Source organism: Pseudomonas sp. DWP2-2, from assembly GCF_049897065.1.
Lineage (GTDB): Bacteria > Pseudomonadota > Gammaproteobacteria > Pseudomonadales > Pseudomonadaceae > Aquipseudomonas > Aquipseudomonas paracarnis.
Map to the genome: position 1 here is coordinate 1 of NZ_JAFCVN010000017.1, position 18,246 is coordinate 18,246.

Sequence of the window (18,246 nt, forward strand, 5' to 3'; positions counted from 1 at the left end):
TTGGCTACCAGGGAGTCGGCGGTGGAGAAGAAGCCCAGGTTGCGCATGACGATGCGGCGCTCGTCGTCGGTCAGGCCTTCGGGGTTTTTCCACAGGGCGATGTCGGCGGTCATGTTGACCTCTTGCGGCATCCAGTGGTTGGCGCAGCCGTCGAGGTACTTCTGCCAGGCCCAGTCGTACTTGAATGGCACGAGTTGGTTGAGGTCGGCGCGGCAGTTGATCATGCGCTTTTCGTCAACGGCGACGCGGGCGGAGGCGCCTTCGAGCTCGGCGAGGCCTTCGGCGACGTCGAGTTTGTCCAGGGCGGCCTTGGCACGCACGATGGCGGCGGAGTCGTTGGCGGTGACGGCACGGGCTTCCACGGCGGCAGCGGCGCCGGCACCGTCGAGGCGGTCCATGTTGGCTTCGGTGGCGTGGCCGGCGTTGGCGCCTTTGATCACCGCTGCAACGGTGTCTTCGTTGTCGACTTCATCCCAACTCAGCATTGAAATACTCCCTTCTGATCCGTTCTGACGGTGTTCAACCCGTCCAAAAAATGTGCGATTTGCAGGCTACCAGGCATTGAAATACTGCGCTGAGTGTGGTCGGCAAATACCGATTCTGCACACTATGTAGTGGTCTGTTTTGTTTGTGGGCACACTATATGGTGTGTAACAAGGTTGGTCAACGCACAAGATGTGCGGTTATAAGTCGCTGCCGAACGTTGGGCGCCGGGCAGATGGGAGGCGAAGAATATTTACTTCATATGTCTTTATGGAATAGATAAATAGATATTTATTCCTTTTAATCTTTTCTATCGAGGCGCAATTTGAGGGCCTGCGCATTCGTGCGGATTGACCCAACAGCCAAAAGGAAAGCCGACATGACCATCAAAGCGATCAACGTGCGCAACCAGTTCAAAGGCGTGATCAAGGAGATTCTATTGGGGGAAGTGGTGTCGGAAATCGACGTACAAACCGCGTCTGGCATTGTGACGTCGGTGATTACCACACGTTCGGTGCGTGATCTGGAATTGAAGGTGGGCAGTGAAGTGATTGCCTTCGTGAAATCGACTGAAGTGTCCATCGCCAAGTTGTGAATGAATAATGTGGGAGGGGATTGCCTGCCCTCCCACGAATGCTCCACCGGGAGGTTAGCGCTGGCGCAAGGCTCGTTCCATGCGCTGTATCCCTTCCTCCAGCATCGCCCGTGGGCAACCGAAGTTCAGGCGCACGAACTGCTGGCTGTCATCACCGAATTCGATCCCCGCGCTCAGGCCGACCTTGGCGTGCCCAAGGAAAAACTGCTGCGGGTCATCCAGGCCAAGAGCGCTGCAATCGAGCCACGCCAGGAAGGTGCCCTGTGGTGCATGCATTACCACACCAGGCAAGCGGGTCTTTACTGCATCGAGCAGGTAGTCGCGGTTGGCTTGCAGGTACGGCACCAGCGCGCTGAGCCAGTCGGCGCATTTGCTGTAGGCGGCACGGGTGGCTTCCAGGCCCAGGGGGCTGACGCTGTCGACCATGCCGCAGCGTGCGTTATTGAAGCGCTCGCGCACTTCGGCGTTCTGGACCACCGCAAAGCAGGTCTTCAAGCCGGCCACGTTATAAGCCTTGCTCGCCGACATCAGGGTGATGGTGCGCTGGGCAATCTCGGGGCTGAGGCTGGCGGTGGGGATGTGGCGACGGCCGTCGAAGCACAGCTCGGCGTGGATCTCGTCGCTGATGATCAGCGCGCCAGCTTCCAGGCAGGCATTGGCTACCGCCGTCAGTTCCTCCCGGGGAAATACCTTGCCGATGGGGTTGTGCGGATTACTCAGCAGCAACGCATCGGCACCGCTCAAAGCCTGGCGCATCGCAGGCATAGGCGTGACGTATTCGCCGTTGAGCAACTCGAACGGCATTTCGATGCGTGGCAGATTCCAGTTGCCCGGCGCCAGGCGAATCGGCCGGTAGTTGGGGGTTTGCAGCACCACCGCCTGGCCGGGCTGGACGAATGCGTGCAGGGCCATATTGAAGCCAGGCTCCACGCCGGGCAGGAACAACAGTTCTTCGGGCTGCACGCGCCAGGCGTATTTGGCCCACAGGTCAGCGACGATGGCGTCGCGCACGTCCGGGCCGGCCACGCTGTAGCCGAGAATCTGCTGGTCCAGGCGCGCGTGCAGGGCGCGCAAAATGGCGGGCGGCGCGGCGATGTCCATGTCGGCGATCCACATCGGCAGAACATCTTGCGGGTAACGGCTCCACTTGGTACTGCCGGTATCGAAGCGTGGGTGGATCGTGTCGAAATCAAAGCTCATGGACAGGCTCGTATCAGGGCGGCGGCGAAAGAATGGCGCCGATTCTAGCGCCATTAATTTTATAGGCCAGAGCTGATTGCCACCTTGCACAGCGGTGTGCGTTCCATGACCGACAAGTTCTGTAATAAAAACGCCATTGCGCTGGGGATTGAATCAGCGAGGGGCTATTTTGGTGCATCTCAATAATCAGAGTAGCCATGGATGAAATACCAACCCTTGAGTCACACCTTGATTGCTACCGCGCTGGTATTAACGATCAACGGGGTGCATGCAGCTTCCCAAGCCCCGGTTGCGGGTGAAAATGGCATGGTGGTCACGGCCCAGCACCTGGCAACCCATGTGGGGGTCGATGTGCTCAAGGCCGGCGGCAACGCGGTCGATGCGGCGGTGGCAGTGGGTTACGCACTGGCGGTGGTGTACCCGGCGGCGGGCAACCTGGGCGGTGGCGGTTTCATGACGGTGCAACTGGCGGACGGGCGCAAGACCTTCCTCGACTTCCGCGAAAAAGCCCCTTTGGCGGCGACGGCCGATATGTACCTCGACAAGGCCGGCAATGTGGTCGAGGGCCTCAGCGCCAAAGGCCATTTGGCGGTCGGCGTACCGGGCACGGTGTCCGGCATGGAGCTGGCCCTGAGCAAATACGGCACCCTCAAGCGCGCCCAAGTGATTGCCCCGGCGATCAAGCTGGCGGAAAACGGCTTTGCGCTGGAGCAGGGCGATATCGACCTGTTGCACACCGCCACCGGTGAGTTCGAAAAAGACCAGGATATGCGTGGCATCTTTCTGCATAACGGCGAGCCGATGCAGGTAGGCCAAAAGCTGGTGCAGAAGGACCTGGCCAAGACCCTCAAGGAAATCTCGGCCAAGGGCACCGACGGTTTCTATAAAGGCTGGGTCGCCAAGGCGGTAGTGGATTCCAGCCAGGCCGGCAAAGGCATCATCACCCAGGCCGACCTCGACGCCTACAAAACCCGCGAACTGGCCCCCATCGAGTGCGACTACCGTGGCTACCATGTGGTCTCGGCGCCGCCACCCAGCTCCGGCGGTGTGGTGATCTGCCAGATCATGAACATCCTCGAAGGCTACCCGATGGCCGACCTGGGCTATCACTCGGCACAGGGCCTGCACTACCAGATCGAAGCGATGCGCCACGCCTACGTGGACCGCAACAGCTATCTCGGTGACCCGGACTTCGTGAAGAACCCCATCGAGCATCTGCTGGACAAGAACTACGCGGCCAAGCTACGTGCGGCGATCGAACCGCAAAAGGCCGGTGATTCCCAGGCAATCAAACCGGGTGTATCGCCGCATGAAGGCAATAACACCACCCACTATTCCATCGTCGACAAATGGGGCAACGCGGTCTCGGTGACCTATACCCTCAACGACTGGTTTGGTGCCGGGGTGATGGCGAGCAAGACGGGGGTGATTCTCAACGATGAAATGGACGACTTCACCGTCAAGGTCGGCGTGCCGAACATGTACGGGCTGGTGCAGGGCGAAGCCAACGCCATCGCACCGGGCAAGGCGCCGCTGTCGTCGATGAGCCCGACCATCGTCACCAAGGACGGCAAGGCGGTGATGGTCGTCGGTACACCGGGGGGCAGTCGCATCATCACTGCCACCTTGCTGACCATCCTGAATGTCATCGACTACAAGATGAATATCCAGGAAGCCGTGGACGCGCCGCGCTTCCACCAGCAGTGGATGCCTGAGACCACCAACCTTGAGACGTTTGCCGTGAGCCCGGATACCCAGAAGATTCTCGAGAGCTGGGGCCATAAGTTTGCTGGTCCGCAAGATGCCAACCATTTGGCGGCGATCCTGGTCGGTGCGCCTGCTCTGGATGGCAAGCCGGTGGGTAACAACCGCTTCTATGGGGCCAATGACCCGCGACGCAATACGGGGTTGTCGTTGGGTTACTAAGGCTTCACACCGTTGGTGTAGGAGCGAGCTTGCTCGCGAAGATCGTTAACGATAACGCGGGGTGCCTGATTCACAGCGGCGCACTCCGGTTTTTCGCGAGCAAGCTCGCTCCTACAGGGGGAAGGCGAGCAACTGCTTGACGGCGGTAAATGCCGCCTGGCGGCGCTGCTCCCAATCCCCGCCAATCACCACCAGCGGCTGTCGATGCTCCTGCATCCACTCCAGGCTGGCCTGAAAAAACGCCCGGCGATCCGCCAGTTCCGGCTGGCAGCGCTGGCCGTCGGCACTCCATTCCACATCCTCGGGTGAGAGCAGCAGGTGCAGGTCGTAATGCCGCGCCAGAAGTTCGTCATCAAGCCAGCCGGGATAGTCGCCGAACAGGGTCTGGCTCCAGAGCTTGTTGGTCAGCAGGTGGGTGTCGAGGATCAGCAAGGCGGGGCGTTTGGCGCGGGCGGCGTCCTCCCAGGCCAACTGGCCCTGGGCAATGGCCGGGATATCCGCCAGGGTGGTGTCGCGCTGATGCTGATCGATGAAGTGCCGCACATATTCCCCCACCATCAACCCGCCGAAGCGCGTGTGCAACTGCGCCGCCAGCCAGCTCTTGCCGCTGGATTCGGGGCCCGCCAATACCACCACTTTCATGTGCGCAACGCCGGGTCGGCGCGCCACTCGCGCCAGCCTTGCACGGCAATCACGGTAAACAATGCATAGAGTGCAGCCGTGAGATAGAGGCCTTTGTAGAGGAACAGACCGACGAAGATCACATCCACCACAATCCACAACGGCCAGCACTGCACGCGTTTTTGCGCCATCCACATCTGCGCGACCAGGCTGAAGCCGGTGAGGGCGGCGTCGAGCCAGGGCTGGGCGGCGTCAGTCCAGTGGGCCATGGCGGCGCCCAGCAGCAGACTGCCGACGGCGCCCACAGCCAGGCTGGCCATGATTGCCGGCGCTTTCAGGCTGGTGACCTGGCGGCCTTGCTTGACCTCGCCAGCGCGGGTCCACTGCCACCAACCGTAAACTTGCAGCGCCGCGTAGACCACTTGCAGCAGCATGTCCGAGTAGAGCTTGACCTCGAAAAACACCCAGGTGTAGAGCAACACCATCACCAGGCCGATGGGCCAGCACCAGGGGTTTTGTTTGACCGTCAGCCAGACAGCGATCACCCCCAGGGCGGCGGCGAACAGTTCAAGCCCGGACATGGCGGATCCTTGGGAGAGTGGGAGAGGGCGGTGATTGTACCCAGAGCTAACCGATCATCAAACATAGCAATGCGTCATTGCCCTCTGCAGGAGCGAGCTTGCTCGCGAAGATCGTCAAGGTTACCGCGTATTGTCTGAATAACCGCGGTGCCTATGGGTTTTTCGCGAGCAAGCTCGCTCCTACAAAAGGCTAATCAGCGCTAGATTCGGAATTGGCGCAGCAACCCATCAAGCTGCTCACTCAAGCTACGCAACTGCGCACTCGCCACGCTCGATTGCTCCGCCGCCAGCGCCGTGCTATGGGACAGCCCGGCCGCTTGGGTGACGTTCTGGTTGATGTCTTCCACCACATGGGCCTGCTGCAGGGTGGCGCTGGCAATCGAGGCGTTCAGGCCGTTGAGGTTGTGCAGTGCCTGGCCGATGGCGGTGAGGCTTGCACCGGCCTGGCCGGCTTGCTCGATGGTCAGTTGCGAGGCGCTGTGGCTGTCGCTGATGACCTTGACCGCCGCTTCCGAGTGACCTTGCAGGCGCTCGATCATTACCTGGATCTCGGCGGTGGATTTCTGCGTGCGCTGGGCCAGCAGCCGCACCTCATCGGCGACCACCGCAAACCCACGGCCTTGCTCCCCGGCGCGGGCGGCTTCGATGGCGGCGTTGAGGGCGAGCAGGTTGGTCTGGTCGGCGATGGAGCGGATCACCTCCAGTACCCCGCCGATCTGCGTGCTTTCGCTGGAGAGTGTGCGGATCACCTCCACAGCCTGGCTGATGGTGGTGGAGAGCTGGTCGATCTGCTGCAAGCTGCCGTCGATGTTGACCTGGCCCTGTTGTGCCTGGGCCTGGGCATCGCGCATTTCGCTGGCGGCGTGTTCGGCATTCTTCGCTACGTCCTGCACGCCGTAGGTGACTTCATTGATGGCGGTGGCCACCAGTTCCATCTGCTGCGATTGCTGCTGGCTGCGGTCATGGGCCTGGCTGGCGTTGTGGCCCAGCTCGGTGGACGACTGGCCCAGGGCGTTCGCGCACACCTGCAACTGGCCGACAACCTGGCGCAGCTTGGCGGTGAAGCTATTGAAGTGCTGGGCCAGTGCGGTCAGTTCGTCACGACCGTGGGTGTCGAGGCTGTGGGTCAGGTCGCTTTCGCCGCTGGCGATATTGCCCATGGCATTCACCGCCGCCTGCAACGGCTGCACGATGCTGCGAGCGATCAACACCACCAGCACGGCCATCATCAACGCAATGCCCAGGCCAATGGCCGAGGCTTTCCACACCTGGCCCCTGAATTCAGCCTGTACATCGTCGACGTAGACGCCGGAGCCGATAATCCAGCCCCAGGGTTCGAACAGTTGGATGTACGAGGTTTTCTCTACCGGCGCTTCGGCGCCGGGTTTCGGCCAGCGGTAGTTGACGATGCCGGCGCCCTTGGCCTTGGCCAGGCTCACGAATTCGTTGAACACGGCGAAACCGTCCGGGTCGCGAATTGCCGAGAGGTTCTGACCGTCGAGCTTGGGGTTGGCCGCGTGCATGATCATCACGGGGGTGAGGTCGTTGATCCAGAAGTAATCATCGTGGTCGTAACGCAGGCCGCGCACCGCGCTCAAGGCCTGTTGTTGCGCGGCGTCGCGGGTCAGTACGCCGGTTTTTTCCAGGTTCTGGTAATAGCTGAGTACGCCACTGGCGGTCTGTACCACGTGCTGGGTCTGCTGGCGCTTGGCCTGGTAGAGGTCGCCGTGGATCTGGTTGAGCATCAACAGCCCCAAGGCCAGCAGCATCAACACGGCGACTATCAGGATCAGCCAAAGGCGGCGGCTGATCGACATGCTGCGCAAACTGTTCATCGTCCTGTCACTCCCTGCTCTTTATAATTGTGGTGCTGCTTCGAGATTTCCGGCGTGTCTGATAGGCTTTCGGCCCGGAATCGAAAAACCTGAGTACTGCCTGATTTTTCACGGAATTTTTGCAGACCGGCGTTGAGAATCAACCGCGGGCGCTTGTGTGCGCTCGTCGTCAGTGAACTTAAAAAAGACTATGAGGCATGCCACGCGCATGACCTTTGGAGACAGCATGGATTTTTGGACCGCCATACAGGCATTGATTCTCGGCATCGTCGAGGGGCTTACGGAGTTCTTGCCGATCTCCAGCACTGGCCACCAGATCATCGTCGCCGACCTGATCAATTTTGGCGGCGAGCGTTTCGAAGCCTTCAATATCATCATCCAGCTGGGCGCGATCCTGGCGGTAGTCTGGGAGTTTCGGCGCAAGATCTTTGACGTGGTCATCGGCCTGCCGACCCAGCCCAAGGCCCGGCGCTTTACCGTCAACCTGATCATCGCCGTGTTGCCGGCGGTGGTATTGGGGGTGATTTTTGCCGACCTGATCAAGCACTATCTGTTTAACCCGATCACTGTAGCGACTGCCCTGGTAGTGGGTGGCGTGATCATGTTGTGGGCCGAGCGCCGCCAACATGCAGTGCGGGCTGAAACCGTCGACGACATCACCTGGAAAGACGCCCTCAAGGTCGGCCTGGCCCAGTGTCTGGCGATGATCCCGGGCACTTCGCGCTCCGGTGCAACGATCATCGGCGGCCTGTTGTTCGGCCTGTCGCGCAAGACAGCTACCGAGTTCTCGTTCTTCCTGGCGATGCCGACCATGGTCGGTGCGGCGGTGTACTCGGGCTATAAATACCGTGACCTGTTCCAGCCCGCGGACCTGCCGGTGTTCGCCATTGGCTTTGTCACCTCGTTCATCTTCGCCATGATTGCGGTCAAGGCCCTGCTCAAGTTCATCGCCAGCCACAGCTACGCGGCGTTTGCCTGGTACCGCATTGCGTTCGGCCTGGTGATCCTGGCGACCTGGCAGTTCGGCTGGATCGACTGGACTGCGGTCAAGCCATGACTATCCAGCACCCACGCCTGAAGGCGCTGATCTTTGTACTGCTGTGTGCCGCGCCGCTGCTGGGCTCGGCGTTGCTGTGGTATCGCGGCGAAACGGTGATCCCGTTGATGGCCTACGGCGCGGTCAGCGTGGTTGCGTTCTTCTTGTACTGGAGCGATAAGCGCAAGGCGCAGACCGAAGGCTGGCGCACCCCGGAAAACATCCTGCATGCGGTGGAGTTGGCGGGCGGTTGGCCGGGGGCGTTGATAGCCCAGCAGGTGTTCCGGCACAAGACGCGCAAGGTGTCTTACCAGGTGCTGTTCTGGGTGATTGTGCTGTTGCACCAGGTGTTCTGGCTGGACCAGCTGTTCCTCGGCGGCACCTTGCTGTCAATCCTCTAGCCGCAAGCCAATCTGCGCGCGCTTGGGCAGCTTGCTCACCACCAACTGGTGGGAGCGCTGCAACAGGCCGCGCAGTTCCTCTGCGCCCAAAGGGTAGGGCGTGTTCATGATGACCCACTGCGCCCTCGCCAGGTAAGGCGCCGGGTGAATGCCCGGGCGGTCGACGTGACCCAGGAACAGTTCTTTGTCGACCTTGAAGGCCAGCGACTCACCGCGCAGGTTCTGCAAGGCGAACATCTTGTTGCCAGCAATCGAAAACACCCGCACGCCACCCCATTTATAGTCTTCCCGTGCGCCTGGCAGGCTCAGGCAAAAACGTGCGACTTGTTCTTCCGTCATGCTCATAACAGCCGATCTCCACAGCCTTTGAAGCCTTCTTCCAGATAGTCGATCCAGGCCCGGATGGCCGGCAGCACGCCGCGCCGGTGCGGGTATACCGCCTGCAGCCAGCCGCCTGGCAATGACCATTGCGGCAGCAGTTGCACCAGCCGGCCGCTGGCCAGTTCTTCTTCGCAGTACATCATTGGCAGCACCGTAAAGCCCACGCCCATCATTGCGCTGGCCTTGCGCACGATAAAGTCTTCGATGCCCAGGCGCGCCTCCATCACTAGCTCATGCATGTTGCCCTGGGGGTCGATGATGCGTTGGTGCACCATTCGGTCCGCCTCGAGTGCGCCAAGGATTGGCAACTGCTTGAGGTCTTCCAGGGTTTCGACCCGCCGCTCACGCATGAAAACGGGGCTGGCCACCAGCACGGTATGCGCCTGGCGCAGGCGTTTGGTGACCAGCAACGGGTCTTCGTCGCCCAGTTCGCGTACGCGCAGCGCTACATCAATGCCTTCGGCCACCAGGTCGACGCGGCGATTCACCAGGGTCATGTCCAACTGCACCAACGGGTGCGCGGCCAAAAAACCGGCTACCAGCTCCGGCAGGATCTGCTGGGCCAGGCCCACCGGGCAACTGACCCGCAAGCGCCCCCGTGGTTCGCTGGACATACTGGCCACGGCCTCGTCGGCCATTTCCGCTTCAAGCAGCATGGCCTGGCAGTGGCGCAGGTAGCGTTCGCCGACGGCGGTGAGCGTCAGTTGCCGGGTGGTGCGTTGCAGCAAGCGTGCACCCAGGCGGTCTTCCAGTTCGGCAATGCGCCGTGAAAGCCTGGATTTGGGAATGCCAAGTAGCCGGCCAGCCGCAGCAAAACCGCCGGCTTCGACGACTTTGGCGAAATAGTAGAGGTCGTTGAGGTCTTGCATGGTGGGCCTATTGTCCTGTCAGTGGGACAAACTATCGCATTTCAGCTGGCTTATCGATCATTGGTTTCATGCGTAGCATCACCACCATCTGATCGCCACTGTCGATCCCACCTCGGAGATCCATCATGAAACTGTTGCACATCGATTCCAGCATCCTCGGCGACAACTCGGCCTCCCGTCAGCTCAGCGCCGGTGTGGTCAAGGCATGGCAAGCTGCCCAGCCGGGTGTGGAAGTGACCTACCGCGACCTCGCCAGCGAAGGCATCAACCATTTCTCCGGCGCGACCCTGGGCGCATTGGGCACTGCTGCCGAACTGCGCGATGCGGCGCAAAAGCACGAGGCTGAACTGAGTGCATCGTCGCTGGCTGAGTTTCTCGCCGCCGATGCGGTGGTAGTCGGTGCGCCGATGTACAACTTCACCATCCCAACCCAATTGAAAGCCTGGATCGACCGCATCGCAGTGGCCGGCCAGACCTTCCGTTACTCCGAAGCCGGCCCTGAAGGCCTGTGCGGCAACAAAAAAGTCATTATTGTCTCCACCGCCGGCGGCCTGCATGCCGACCAGGCTTCGGGCGCTGCCCACGAAGGCTACTTGAAGCTGCTGTTCGGCTTCCTGGGCATCACCGACATTGAGATCGTGCGCGCTGAAGGCCTGGCCTACGGTGATGAAGTGCGCAGCAAAGCCATGAGCGACGCCAACGTGCGCATCAACGAGCAACTGTTCGCCGCTGCGTAAGGCTTATGTAAATTTGCCCTGTCCTCGGTTTCATTCTGAAACCGAGCGCCTAAACTCTGTATTCTGATCGCCTGAACGCGAGCGGAGTACGGAGTTTTTTCGTTGTGGCCCAGGTTATGCACACATCCCTTCGATACCCTGGACTTTTTATTCGACAGGCCGGTTCTTGTGCAGCAAAGGTGGACGTCCCCATGATGCGTCTTTGTGCTGTTTTGGTACTTTCGCTGTTGGGCGGCCTGGTTTCAGTGCTCGCCGCGCCGGCACCGCACCCCCATTGGAGTGTGGGGTTTCATCGCATGAGTGTGCTCGACCCGCTGGATTCGCAGCCGATGAAGGCCATCGCGTTTTACCCTTCCACCGATACCGAACGCACCACGCCGCTGGGCGCCTATCAGGTCGCGGCCAGTGAAGATGCCAAGGTTGCTATCGGCCGTTTTCCGATGCTGATGCTGTCCCACGGCAACACCGGCACGCCCCTGGCCCTGCACGACCTGGCTACGTCACTGGTGCGTAAGGGGTTCGTAGTGGTGGCGGTCCTGCATCCCGGCGACAACTATAAGGACCACAGCCGCCTGGGCACCGTGAGTAATCTGTATGGCCGGCCGATCCAGATATCCCAGGCGATCACCGCGACCCTGGCCGATCCGATGCTGTCGCCCTTTGTCGATGTCGATCAGATCGGCGTCATCGGTTATTCCGCCGGTGGCGAAACGGCATTGATCCTGGCGGGCGCCAAACCGGATTTCGAACGTCTGCGCCGCTACTGCCAGGAACGCCCCGAAGACCGCGACGCGTGCACCACCAAGGGCGAGTTGGTGGTTGATCGCGACGACTTGCAACCCCAGGCTGACCCGCGCATCCATGCGTTGATGCTGATGGCGCCGCTGAGCTTGATGTTTGGCCGCCATACCCTGGCGGACGTGCATGTGCCAGTGCTGCTCTACAGTGGCGATGGCGACCAGTTGGTGGCAGTGGACAAAAACGCCGCCGCCCTGGCGCGCAAACTGCCAGAGCCGCCGGACTTCAAGCTGTTGGCCGGGGCAGGGCACTTTGTATTCATGGCCCCGTGCGACAGTGATCAACTGGCGACAATGCCGGGCATCTGCACCGATGCCGATGGTGTCGACCGCGAAGGGATTCACCGCGATATGGTCTCCGAGGCCGGGCGCTTTTTCAGTCGCACCCTCGGTGAGGCAACGCGTGCCGGCCTGCAGACGGCTGATCAGTAGGCGCGGCGCCTGAGCAGTACGGTCAGGGCGAGCGCGCTGACCGACAGCAACGCGGCGCAGAAGAATATCCAGCCGTAGCCAAGATTCAACGCCACGGCGCCCATCAACGGCCCGGCAATCGCCAGGGCCAGGTCGAAAAATACCGCATACGCACTCAGCCCCGCGCCGCGGCTGCTGTCCGGCACTTGCTTGATAGCTTCCACGCCGAGCGCCGGGTAAACCAGTGACAAACCAAAACCGGTCAACCCTGCGCCGATCAAGGCCACGCTGGTAGACGGTGCCAGCCACAGCAGCGTCAGGCCCAGGGTTTCGATGATCATGCAGGCGATGGCGGCGGTGAACCCGCCAAACCGGCTGATGGCTGAGATAAACACCAGGCGCGAGAGAATAAAGCACACACCAAATACCGTCAGGCAATACGCCGCACCGGCCCAGCCACGATTCAGGTAATACAGGGTGATAAAGGTCGTCAACGTGCCGTAGCCAATCGAAGCCAGGCACAGGCTGGCGCCGAACGGTGCGATACGCCCGAACACCGCCCAGAACGGCAGCCGCTCGCCACGTACCACCGGCACCGACGGTTTATTGCGGATCAGCACCAGTCCCAACGACGCCAACACCGCCAGGGCAAGACCGAGGCTGGTGTAGCCGTAATCAGCCACCATCACCACGCCAAGTGGCGCACCAATCGCAATCGCGCCGTAGGAGGCGATGCCATTCCAGGAAATCGAGCGTGCGGTGTGCTCGGCGCCCACCGCGCCCATGCACCAACTGATGGTCCCCACGCCAATCAGGCCCTGGGCCACGCCGAGTAACAGGCGACCGGCGATCAGAATACCCAGGCTCAAGCTCGGCAGACTTTCCAGCAGCGTGGCGATAAAGGTCAGTACACCGCTGATCAGAATGCCGGCCAGGCCTAGCACGATCGCGCGTTTGGTACCGACGTTATCCGACATCCGCCCGGCCATCGGACGGCTGAGCAGTGTGGCAAGGTACTGCGAACCGATGGTCACCCCGGCCACCACGGCGCTGAAACCCAGTTGCTCGTGCACATAGCCTGGAATCACCGCAATCGGCAGGCCGATGCAGATAAAGGCAATGAAGGTGTAGAAAACGATGGAAACGATCTGCAGGGTGATCGACAGGGAGGAGGGGGCGGCAGGCATGAATACTCAATCGCTGGCGGGCGGTAAAGCATCATGGCATATCCCGCATTACTGTAGGAGCGAGCTTGCTCGCGAAGAACGTCAACGATAACGCGGGTTGCCTGATTCTGCGCGGCGTCCTCAGGTTTTTCGCGAGCAAGCTCGCTCCTACAGTAGTAGAGCGTATGCAAAAAGCCCTGTCACAGGGACAGGGCTTTTGCTTGCAGCTAAGTGCTGTTCTTAGAACACCACACCCTGGCTACGCAGGTAGTCGTCATAGGTGCCGCTGAAGTCGATCACGCCGCTTGGGCTCAACTCGATGATGCGGGTGGCCAGGGACGATACGAACTCGCGGTCGTGGCTGACGAAGATCAGCGTGCCCGGGTAGTTCTCCAGCGCCAGGTTCAGCGCCTCGATGGATTCCATGTCCAAGTGGTTGGTCGGTTCGTCCATGATCAGCACGTTGGGCTTTTGCAGGATCAGCTTGCCGAACAGCATGCGACCTTGTTCACCACCGGAGATCACTTTGACCGACTTCTGGATTTCGTCGTTGGAGAACAACATGCGGCCCAGGGTGCCACGAATCATTTGCTCGCCTTGGGTCCACTGGCCCATCCAGTCGAACAGGCTCACGTCGTCTTCGAAGTCGTGGGCGTGGTCCTGGGCGTAGTAGCCCAGTTCGGCGGCGTCGGTCCACTTGATGCTGCCGGCGTCCGGGGTCAGTTCGTTGACCAGGGTGCGCAGCAGGGTGGTCTTGCCGATACCGTTGGGGCCGATGATCGCCACGCGCTCGCCGGCTTCAACCTGGAAGCTGAAATCCTTGAACAGCGGCTTGCCGTCAAAACCTTTGGCCATCTTTTCGACCATGACCGCCTGGCGGTGCAACTTTTTGTTCTGCTCGAAACGGATGAACGGGCTCACACGGCTCGATGGCTTGACTTCGGCCAGCTGGATCTTGTCGATCGCCTTGGCACGGGAGGTCGCCTGCTTGGCTTTCGAGGCGTTGGCCGAGAAGCGGCTGACGAAGGATTGCAGTTCGGAGATCTGCGCTTTCTTCTTGGCGTTGTCCGACAGCAATTGCTCGCGGGACTGGGTCGCCACGGTCATGTACTCGTCGTAGTTGCCCGGGAACAGGCGCAGCTCGCCGTAGTCCAGGTCAGCCATGTGGGTGCACACGCTGTTCAGGAAGTGACGGTCGTGAGAGATGATGATCATCAGGCTGGAGCGCTGGGTCAGGATGTTTTCCAGCCAGCGGATGGTGTTGATGTCCAAGTGGTTGGTCGGTTCGTCGAGCAACAGCACTTCCGGGTCGGAGAACAGCGCCTGGGCCAGCAGTACGCGCAGCTTCCAGCCTGGGGACACTTCGCTCATCGGGCCGAAATGCTGTTCCAGGGGAATACCCAGGCCCAGCAGCAGCTCACCGGCGCGGGATTCGGCGGTGTAGCCGTCCATCTCGGCGAACTCGGTTTCCAGCTCGGCCACGGCCATGCCGTCTTCTTCGCTCATTTCCGGCAGCGAGTAGATGCGGTCGCGTTCGGCCTTGACCTTCCACAGCTCCTCGTGGCCCATGATCACGGTGTCGAGCACGGTGAATTCTTCGTAGGCGAACTGGTCCTGGCGCAGTTTACCCAAGCGCACATTCGGCTCCAGCATGACCTGGCCGCCGGACGGGTCGAGGTCGCCACCGAGGATTTTCATGAAGGTCGACTTGCCGCAACCGTTGGCACCGATCAGACCATAGCGGTTGCCGGCGCCGAACTTGACCGAGACGTTCTCGAAGAGCGGCTTGGCGCCGAACTGCATGGTGATGTTAGCTGTGGAGATCAATTACTTTACCTATCAATGGGTTGCGAGCGTGACGGCAGGTGCCTTCAGGCATGCGTCAACAGCGACATCAAGGCGCGAAACCCGGTCGCTGAACACAAAATTGGGGATGTGTGTTGGAATTTGGCGCGCATTGTCGCATATGTCAGGCGACAGTTGTATGGCGAGCGAAGGATGGTTTTGCCAATGTCTCAGGCATAGCCAGCCACAACAGCATCAAGGCAGCGGCTGCAACCGCTGCCAACGTCAGGAAGGCCGCGTTGTAGCCAGCCTGCTGCACCACGAAACCGGCCAGGCTGTTGCTGAGTGCCGCGCCCAGGCCGAATACGGTGGAGAGGGCGCCCAGGCTGACGTTGAAGCGCCCGGTGCCTTGGGTCAGGTCTTTGACGATCACCGGGAACAGGGCGCCGAAAATACCGGCGCCGATACCGTCGAGCATCTGCACGGCCACCAGCCAGTAGGGGTCGCTGGATAAGGTATAGAGCACGCCACGCAACGGCAGTATCAGGAAACCTGCAAGCAGCAGTGGCTTGCGCCCCCAGATATCGGCCTTGAGCCCGACCAGCCAGGCCATCGGCACCATCACCAACTGTGCGGCGACAATGCAGGCTGACGTCAGCGGGGTGGCCATCTGCAGATTGATCTGCGCCAGTTTCTGGCTGACCAGCGGCAGCATCGCGGCATTGGCCAGGTGAAACAGTGCGCAGCAGATGGCAAACAGTAGCAGCGGTTGGTTGGCCAGCAATGCTTTCAGGCCCGAGGGCTGTTCGTGGTCGGTGTGATGGGCCGGATCAAAACCACGGGCGACCTCATGGTCAATCGCCTCGGCCGGCACGCAACTGACCGCAATGACACTGGCGACGGCCATAAACGCCATCAGGTAGAACACCACCACCGGCCCGAACAGGTAGGCCAGCCCGCCGGCCAGCAACGCGGCCACGGCATTGCCGGCATGGTTGAAAGTCTCGTTGCGCCCGGTACGCCGGGTGAAGGCACGCGGCCCGGTGATCCCCAGCGAAATGGCGGAAATTGCCGGAGCAAAGACAGAGGCAGCTACGGCGCTGGCAGCTTGGGTCAGCGCCACCCAGCCAAATGAACTGACGAAGGGCAGCATCAGGCAACTGCCCGTCACCAACAGCGCGGCCAGGGCGACCACCGCACGTTTGCTGCGAGTGCGGTCGATCAGCGCACCCGCGGGGCCTTGGGTCAGCAAGGCAGCGATGCCTGCGAGGGTCATGACCACGCCAATGCTGGCCGGCTCCCATTGATGGACGGCCAACAGATAGATCGCCAGGTACGGTCCGAGACCGTCGCGCACATCGGCAAGAAAGAAGTTCAGGCTGTCCAGGGATAAAGCGATGCGCAGTTCTGAATGACGGGCCACGGTGCGACCTTCAAGAGCGGCGTTCAGGGGCTGAGCGCGCGTTGGGATAATGACCGGTGGGCTGGGCGATAAGTTTCGCGGTGGGCCAGGGTTTCCTCCTGCGCGCATTTAATTTACTTTCCGAAGCCCACTGGAATGAATTTCTGGAGAAGCAATGGACATGCCCTCAGCGCAAGAGGCGATCGCCAGCAATAGAAATGCCTGGGACGAATCCGCCGGGTTGCATAAAGACACCGCGACCTGGGCGGCACTGCTGGACTCGGTAGCCGAGCCTGATTTTTCCTGCCTTGACCCGACCATCACCACCTTGCTGCAAGAGGTAGGCGTGGTGGGCAAGGACGTGGTGCAATTGTGCTGCAACAACGGACGCGAAAGCCTTTCGTTGTATGGCTTGGGCGCCCGTTCGGTGGTGGGGGTTGATCAATCCCGGGCGTTTCTTGAACAGGCTCGGGAGTTGGCCGAGGCCTCGCCACACAGCCCTGAGTTCATTGAGACCGATATCCACCATTTGCCCGAGCGTTTGCAGGCACGGTTCGATATTGCCCTGGTGACCATCGGCGTGCTGGGCTGGATGCCGGATGTGGCGTTGTTCATGCGCCAGGTTGCCAGTGTGCTGAAGCCCGGCGGTACGTTGGTCATGTACGAAACCCATCCCTTTCTTGAGATGTTTGACCCCTATGGGGCCAACCCTATGCTGCCTGCCAGTTCTTACTTCCAGCGTGAACCCTTTGTGCTGCAGGAGGCAATTGTCTATGAAGGGAAGGATGAGCGGCCCGGGCCGACCTCCTATTGGTATGTACATACCCTGGGCAATGTAGTCAGCGGGGCTATCGCAGCGCAGTTGCAGATCGCTCATTTGCAGGAATACCCGCATTCAAACCGGGAAGAACTCTACGATCAATATGAGCATCAGGCCGCGCAACTGCCCCTGTGCTTTACCATGACAGCGATCAGGCGTGATGGCTGATCAAGGTTTGCGCACGCAAAAAAAAGGCCCGCGAGGAGAGGGCGGGCCAAGTGATTCACTGGAGTAGGTAGGCCTGACCTTATAGGTCGAAAAGTGAAGTCTTTGTGAAAATGCCGTGATCAAATCGGATAATCACGGCTTATGTGTCCTCCTGTGGCGAGGGAGCTTGCTCCCGTAACGGCCTGCCAGCCACCGCCTATCTGCCTGACGCCCCGCGTTCAAACCTGTGGGAGCTGGCTTGCCTGCGATAGCGGTGTATCAGTGACAGATTAGTTGACTCACCCACCGCTATCGCAGGCAAGCCAGCTCCCACATTTGATCAAGAGCGCCGCACGAAGGTGCGCATGGTTTGCCCTGGGCCGGTGCTGAATACAGTGGGCCTGGGCATGCCCTCATCCGCTGCGATAAACACAAAATCATCGCCGTCGAGCCGGTAACTGGCGGGGAGTTGCTTGCCTGCATCTTCGCCGATGGCGTCCGTCCAGGTGATGCTTTTGGGCGTAGTACTGGCGTCCAGTACGAACCGCCCCGCCAATAATATTTCGCCATTGACCGTGGTCACTTCGAAGCGATCCCCCGCAATTGTCGTCATTGCTCCCGGTGCGCTGTGAGCATCCACGGGGTTGAGCACGCCACTGTCTTCAAGGGCTGTTTGTTCCCATTTGCCTTGCAGTGCGTGAAAGTCCGAGGCTGAAAGCGGTGACATGCAAACTCCTTATTGCTGTTCAAAAAAATGTTCAATTGTCTTGAGGCTGCCACTGTCCCCCATGAAGGCGAAATTTTTTTCTTTATAAGACAGGTATTTGACAGCTTTTTCATGTTGGATTGACTACGCTTGCAGCCAGATCAGTCTGACATGGCTGTGTGATTTGGCTTACTCACCGAAATGAAACCGAAATAATCCCTAAGTTTGTGGGATATTTCAGGGGACTGAGTGGTCACATCGCCACTGGTCTGCCGTATCCAGGGCGTTGTCCCTGATTTTTGAAGTCATTCAGACTTCTGAGAATGATGGCCTTTTAGTATTATTTT

18 protein-coding genes are annotated in these 18,246 nt (G+C 60.3%); 7 read left to right on the forward strand and 11 right to left on the reverse strand.

Going from position 1 to position 18,246, the window contains the following annotated elements; all coding sequences use genetic code 11:
* A partial coding sequence (locus ACP7CZ_RS25100) for a ribonucleotide-diphosphate reductase subunit beta (RefSeq protein WP_426175341.1) occupies positions 1–485 on the reverse strand: 485 nt, incomplete at its 3' end.
* Positions 486–862: 377 nt separating this feature from the next.
* Here ACP7CZ_RS25100 and ACP7CZ_RS25105 point away from each other — a divergent pair.
* Positions 863–1,078, forward strand: a complete 216-nt coding sequence (locus ACP7CZ_RS25105; RefSeq protein WP_003173733.1) for a TOBE domain-containing protein — start codon at positions 863–865, stop codon at positions 1,076–1,078.
* 54 nt (positions 1,079–1,132) lie between these two features.
* Here ACP7CZ_RS25105 and ACP7CZ_RS25110 read toward each other — a convergent pair whose 3' ends face one another.
* Positions 1,133–2,278: a MalY/PatB family protein gene (locus tag ACP7CZ_RS25110; RefSeq protein ID WP_294165775.1), complete on the reverse strand. Its 1,146-nt coding sequence runs from the start codon at positions 2,276–2,278 to the stop codon at positions 1,133–1,135.
* A 201-nt stretch (positions 2,279–2,479) separates the two neighbouring features.
* Between ACP7CZ_RS25110 and ggt the strand changes: the two genes are divergently transcribed.
* Entirely contained in the window at positions 2,480–4,204 is a 1,725-nt protein-coding gene (gene ggt, locus ACP7CZ_RS25115; protein ID WP_034127337.1) for a gamma-glutamyltransferase, read from the forward strand.
* 111 nt (positions 4,205–4,315) lie between these two features.
* Here the strand turns inward: ggt and ACP7CZ_RS25120 are convergent, their stop codons facing one another.
* The 3 genes from ACP7CZ_RS25120 to ACP7CZ_RS25130 form a co-directional block, all read right to left on the reverse strand.
* The gene (locus ACP7CZ_RS25120; protein ID WP_106118464.1) at positions 4,316–4,846 is read right to left on the reverse strand and encodes an AAA family ATPase; all 531 of its coding nucleotides are present in this window, start codon (positions 4,844–4,846) and stop codon (positions 4,316–4,318) included.
* Positions 4,843–5,406 (reverse strand): nicotinamide riboside transporter PnuC, encoded by a 564-nt coding sequence (gene pnuC / locus ACP7CZ_RS25125; RefSeq protein ID WP_054895940.1) that lies wholly within the window; start codon positions 5,404–5,406, stop codon positions 4,843–4,845. Before pnuC ends, ACP7CZ_RS25120 begins: the two co-directional genes overlap by 4 nt.
* A 200-nt stretch (positions 5,407–5,606) precedes the next feature.
* A complete protein-coding gene (locus ACP7CZ_RS25130; RefSeq protein WP_294165773.1) occupies positions 5,607–7,241 on the reverse strand; it encodes a methyl-accepting chemotaxis protein in 1,635 nt (544 codons plus the stop codon).
* A 226-nt stretch (positions 7,242–7,467) separates the two neighbouring features.
* Here ACP7CZ_RS25130 and ACP7CZ_RS25135 point away from each other — a divergent pair, with 226 nt between their 5' ends.
* Positions 7,468–8,298 (forward strand): undecaprenyl-diphosphate phosphatase, encoded by an 831-nt coding sequence (locus ACP7CZ_RS25135; RefSeq protein WP_044273643.1) that lies wholly within the window; start codon positions 7,468–7,470, stop codon positions 8,296–8,298.
* Positions 8,295–8,678, forward strand: coding sequence for a DUF1294 domain-containing protein (locus tag ACP7CZ_RS25140; RefSeq protein WP_197880389.1), 384 nt, complete (start codon positions 8,295–8,297; stop codon positions 8,676–8,678). The genes ACP7CZ_RS25135 and ACP7CZ_RS25140 overlap by 4 nt, the downstream gene beginning before the upstream one ends.
* On the opposite strand, the gene ACP7CZ_RS25145 is transcribed toward ACP7CZ_RS25140, so the two are convergent.
* Together ACP7CZ_RS25145 and ACP7CZ_RS25150 are read right to left on the reverse strand one after the other, a co-directional pair.
* A complete protein-coding gene (locus ACP7CZ_RS25145) occupies positions 8,667–9,023 on the reverse strand; it encodes an MmcQ/YjbR family DNA-binding protein (RefSeq protein ID WP_252950904.1) in 357 nt (118 codons plus the stop codon). The two genes, ACP7CZ_RS25140 and ACP7CZ_RS25145, sit on opposite strands and share 12 nt — an antisense overlap.
* Positions 9,020–9,928 carry a LysR substrate-binding domain-containing protein gene (locus ACP7CZ_RS25150; protein ID WP_014718355.1) on the reverse strand — a complete coding sequence of 303 codons (909 nt, stop codon included), beginning with the start codon at positions 9,926–9,928 and terminating at the stop codon, positions 9,020–9,022. Before ACP7CZ_RS25150 ends, ACP7CZ_RS25145 begins: the two co-directional genes overlap by 4 nt.
* A gap of 125 nt (positions 9,929–10,053) precedes the next feature.
* On the opposite strand from ACP7CZ_RS25150, the gene ACP7CZ_RS25155 reads away from it, so the two are divergent.
* Together ACP7CZ_RS25155 and ACP7CZ_RS25160 are read left to right on the forward strand one after the other, a co-directional pair.
* Complete coding sequence (locus ACP7CZ_RS25155) at positions 10,054–10,665, forward strand: FMN-dependent NADH-azoreductase (RefSeq protein WP_034127345.1); 612 nt, start codon at positions 10,054–10,056, stop codon at positions 10,663–10,665.
* A 191-nt stretch (positions 10,666–10,856) separates the two neighbouring features.
* Positions 10,857–11,894, forward strand: coding sequence for an alpha/beta hydrolase family protein (locus ACP7CZ_RS25160; protein ID WP_057977268.1), 1,038 nt, complete (start codon positions 10,857–10,859; stop codon positions 11,892–11,894).
* Here the strand turns inward: ACP7CZ_RS25160 and ACP7CZ_RS25165 are convergent.
* The 3 genes from ACP7CZ_RS25165 to ACP7CZ_RS25175 all read right to left on the reverse strand — a co-directional run bounded on the left by ACP7CZ_RS25165 (position 11,888) and on the right by ACP7CZ_RS25175 (position 16,247).
* The gene (locus tag ACP7CZ_RS25165) at positions 11,888–13,060 is read right to left on the reverse strand and encodes an MFS transporter (protein ID WP_034127347.1); all 1,173 of its coding nucleotides are present in this window, start codon (positions 13,058–13,060) and stop codon (positions 11,888–11,890) included. The genes ACP7CZ_RS25160 and ACP7CZ_RS25165 overlap by 7 nt on opposite strands.
* Positions 13,061–13,279: 219 nt before the next feature.
* Entirely contained in the window at positions 13,280–14,866 is a 1,587-nt protein-coding gene (locus ACP7CZ_RS25170) for an ABC-F family ATPase (protein ID WP_003191057.1), read from the reverse strand.
* A 142-nt stretch (positions 14,867–15,008) separates the two neighbouring features.
* The gene (locus tag ACP7CZ_RS25175; protein WP_294165764.1) at positions 15,009–16,247 is read right to left on the reverse strand and encodes an MFS transporter; all 1,239 of its coding nucleotides are present in this window, start codon (positions 16,245–16,247) and stop codon (positions 15,009–15,011) included.
* Between the two features lie 154 nt (positions 16,248–16,401).
* On the opposite strand from ACP7CZ_RS25175, the gene ACP7CZ_RS25180 reads away from it, so the two are divergent.
* Positions 16,402–17,214, forward strand: a complete 813-nt coding sequence (locus ACP7CZ_RS25180; protein WP_236452693.1) for a class I SAM-dependent methyltransferase — start codon at positions 16,402–16,404, stop codon at positions 17,212–17,214.
* 319 nt (positions 17,215–17,533) lie between these two features.
* Here the strand turns inward: ACP7CZ_RS25180 and ACP7CZ_RS25185 are convergent, their stop codons facing one another.
* Positions 17,534–17,920 (reverse strand): TIGR03067 domain-containing protein, encoded by a 387-nt coding sequence (locus tag ACP7CZ_RS25185; RefSeq protein ID WP_054895932.1) that lies wholly within the window; start codon positions 17,918–17,920, stop codon positions 17,534–17,536.
* Positions 17,921–18,246 lie beyond the last annotated feature (326 nt).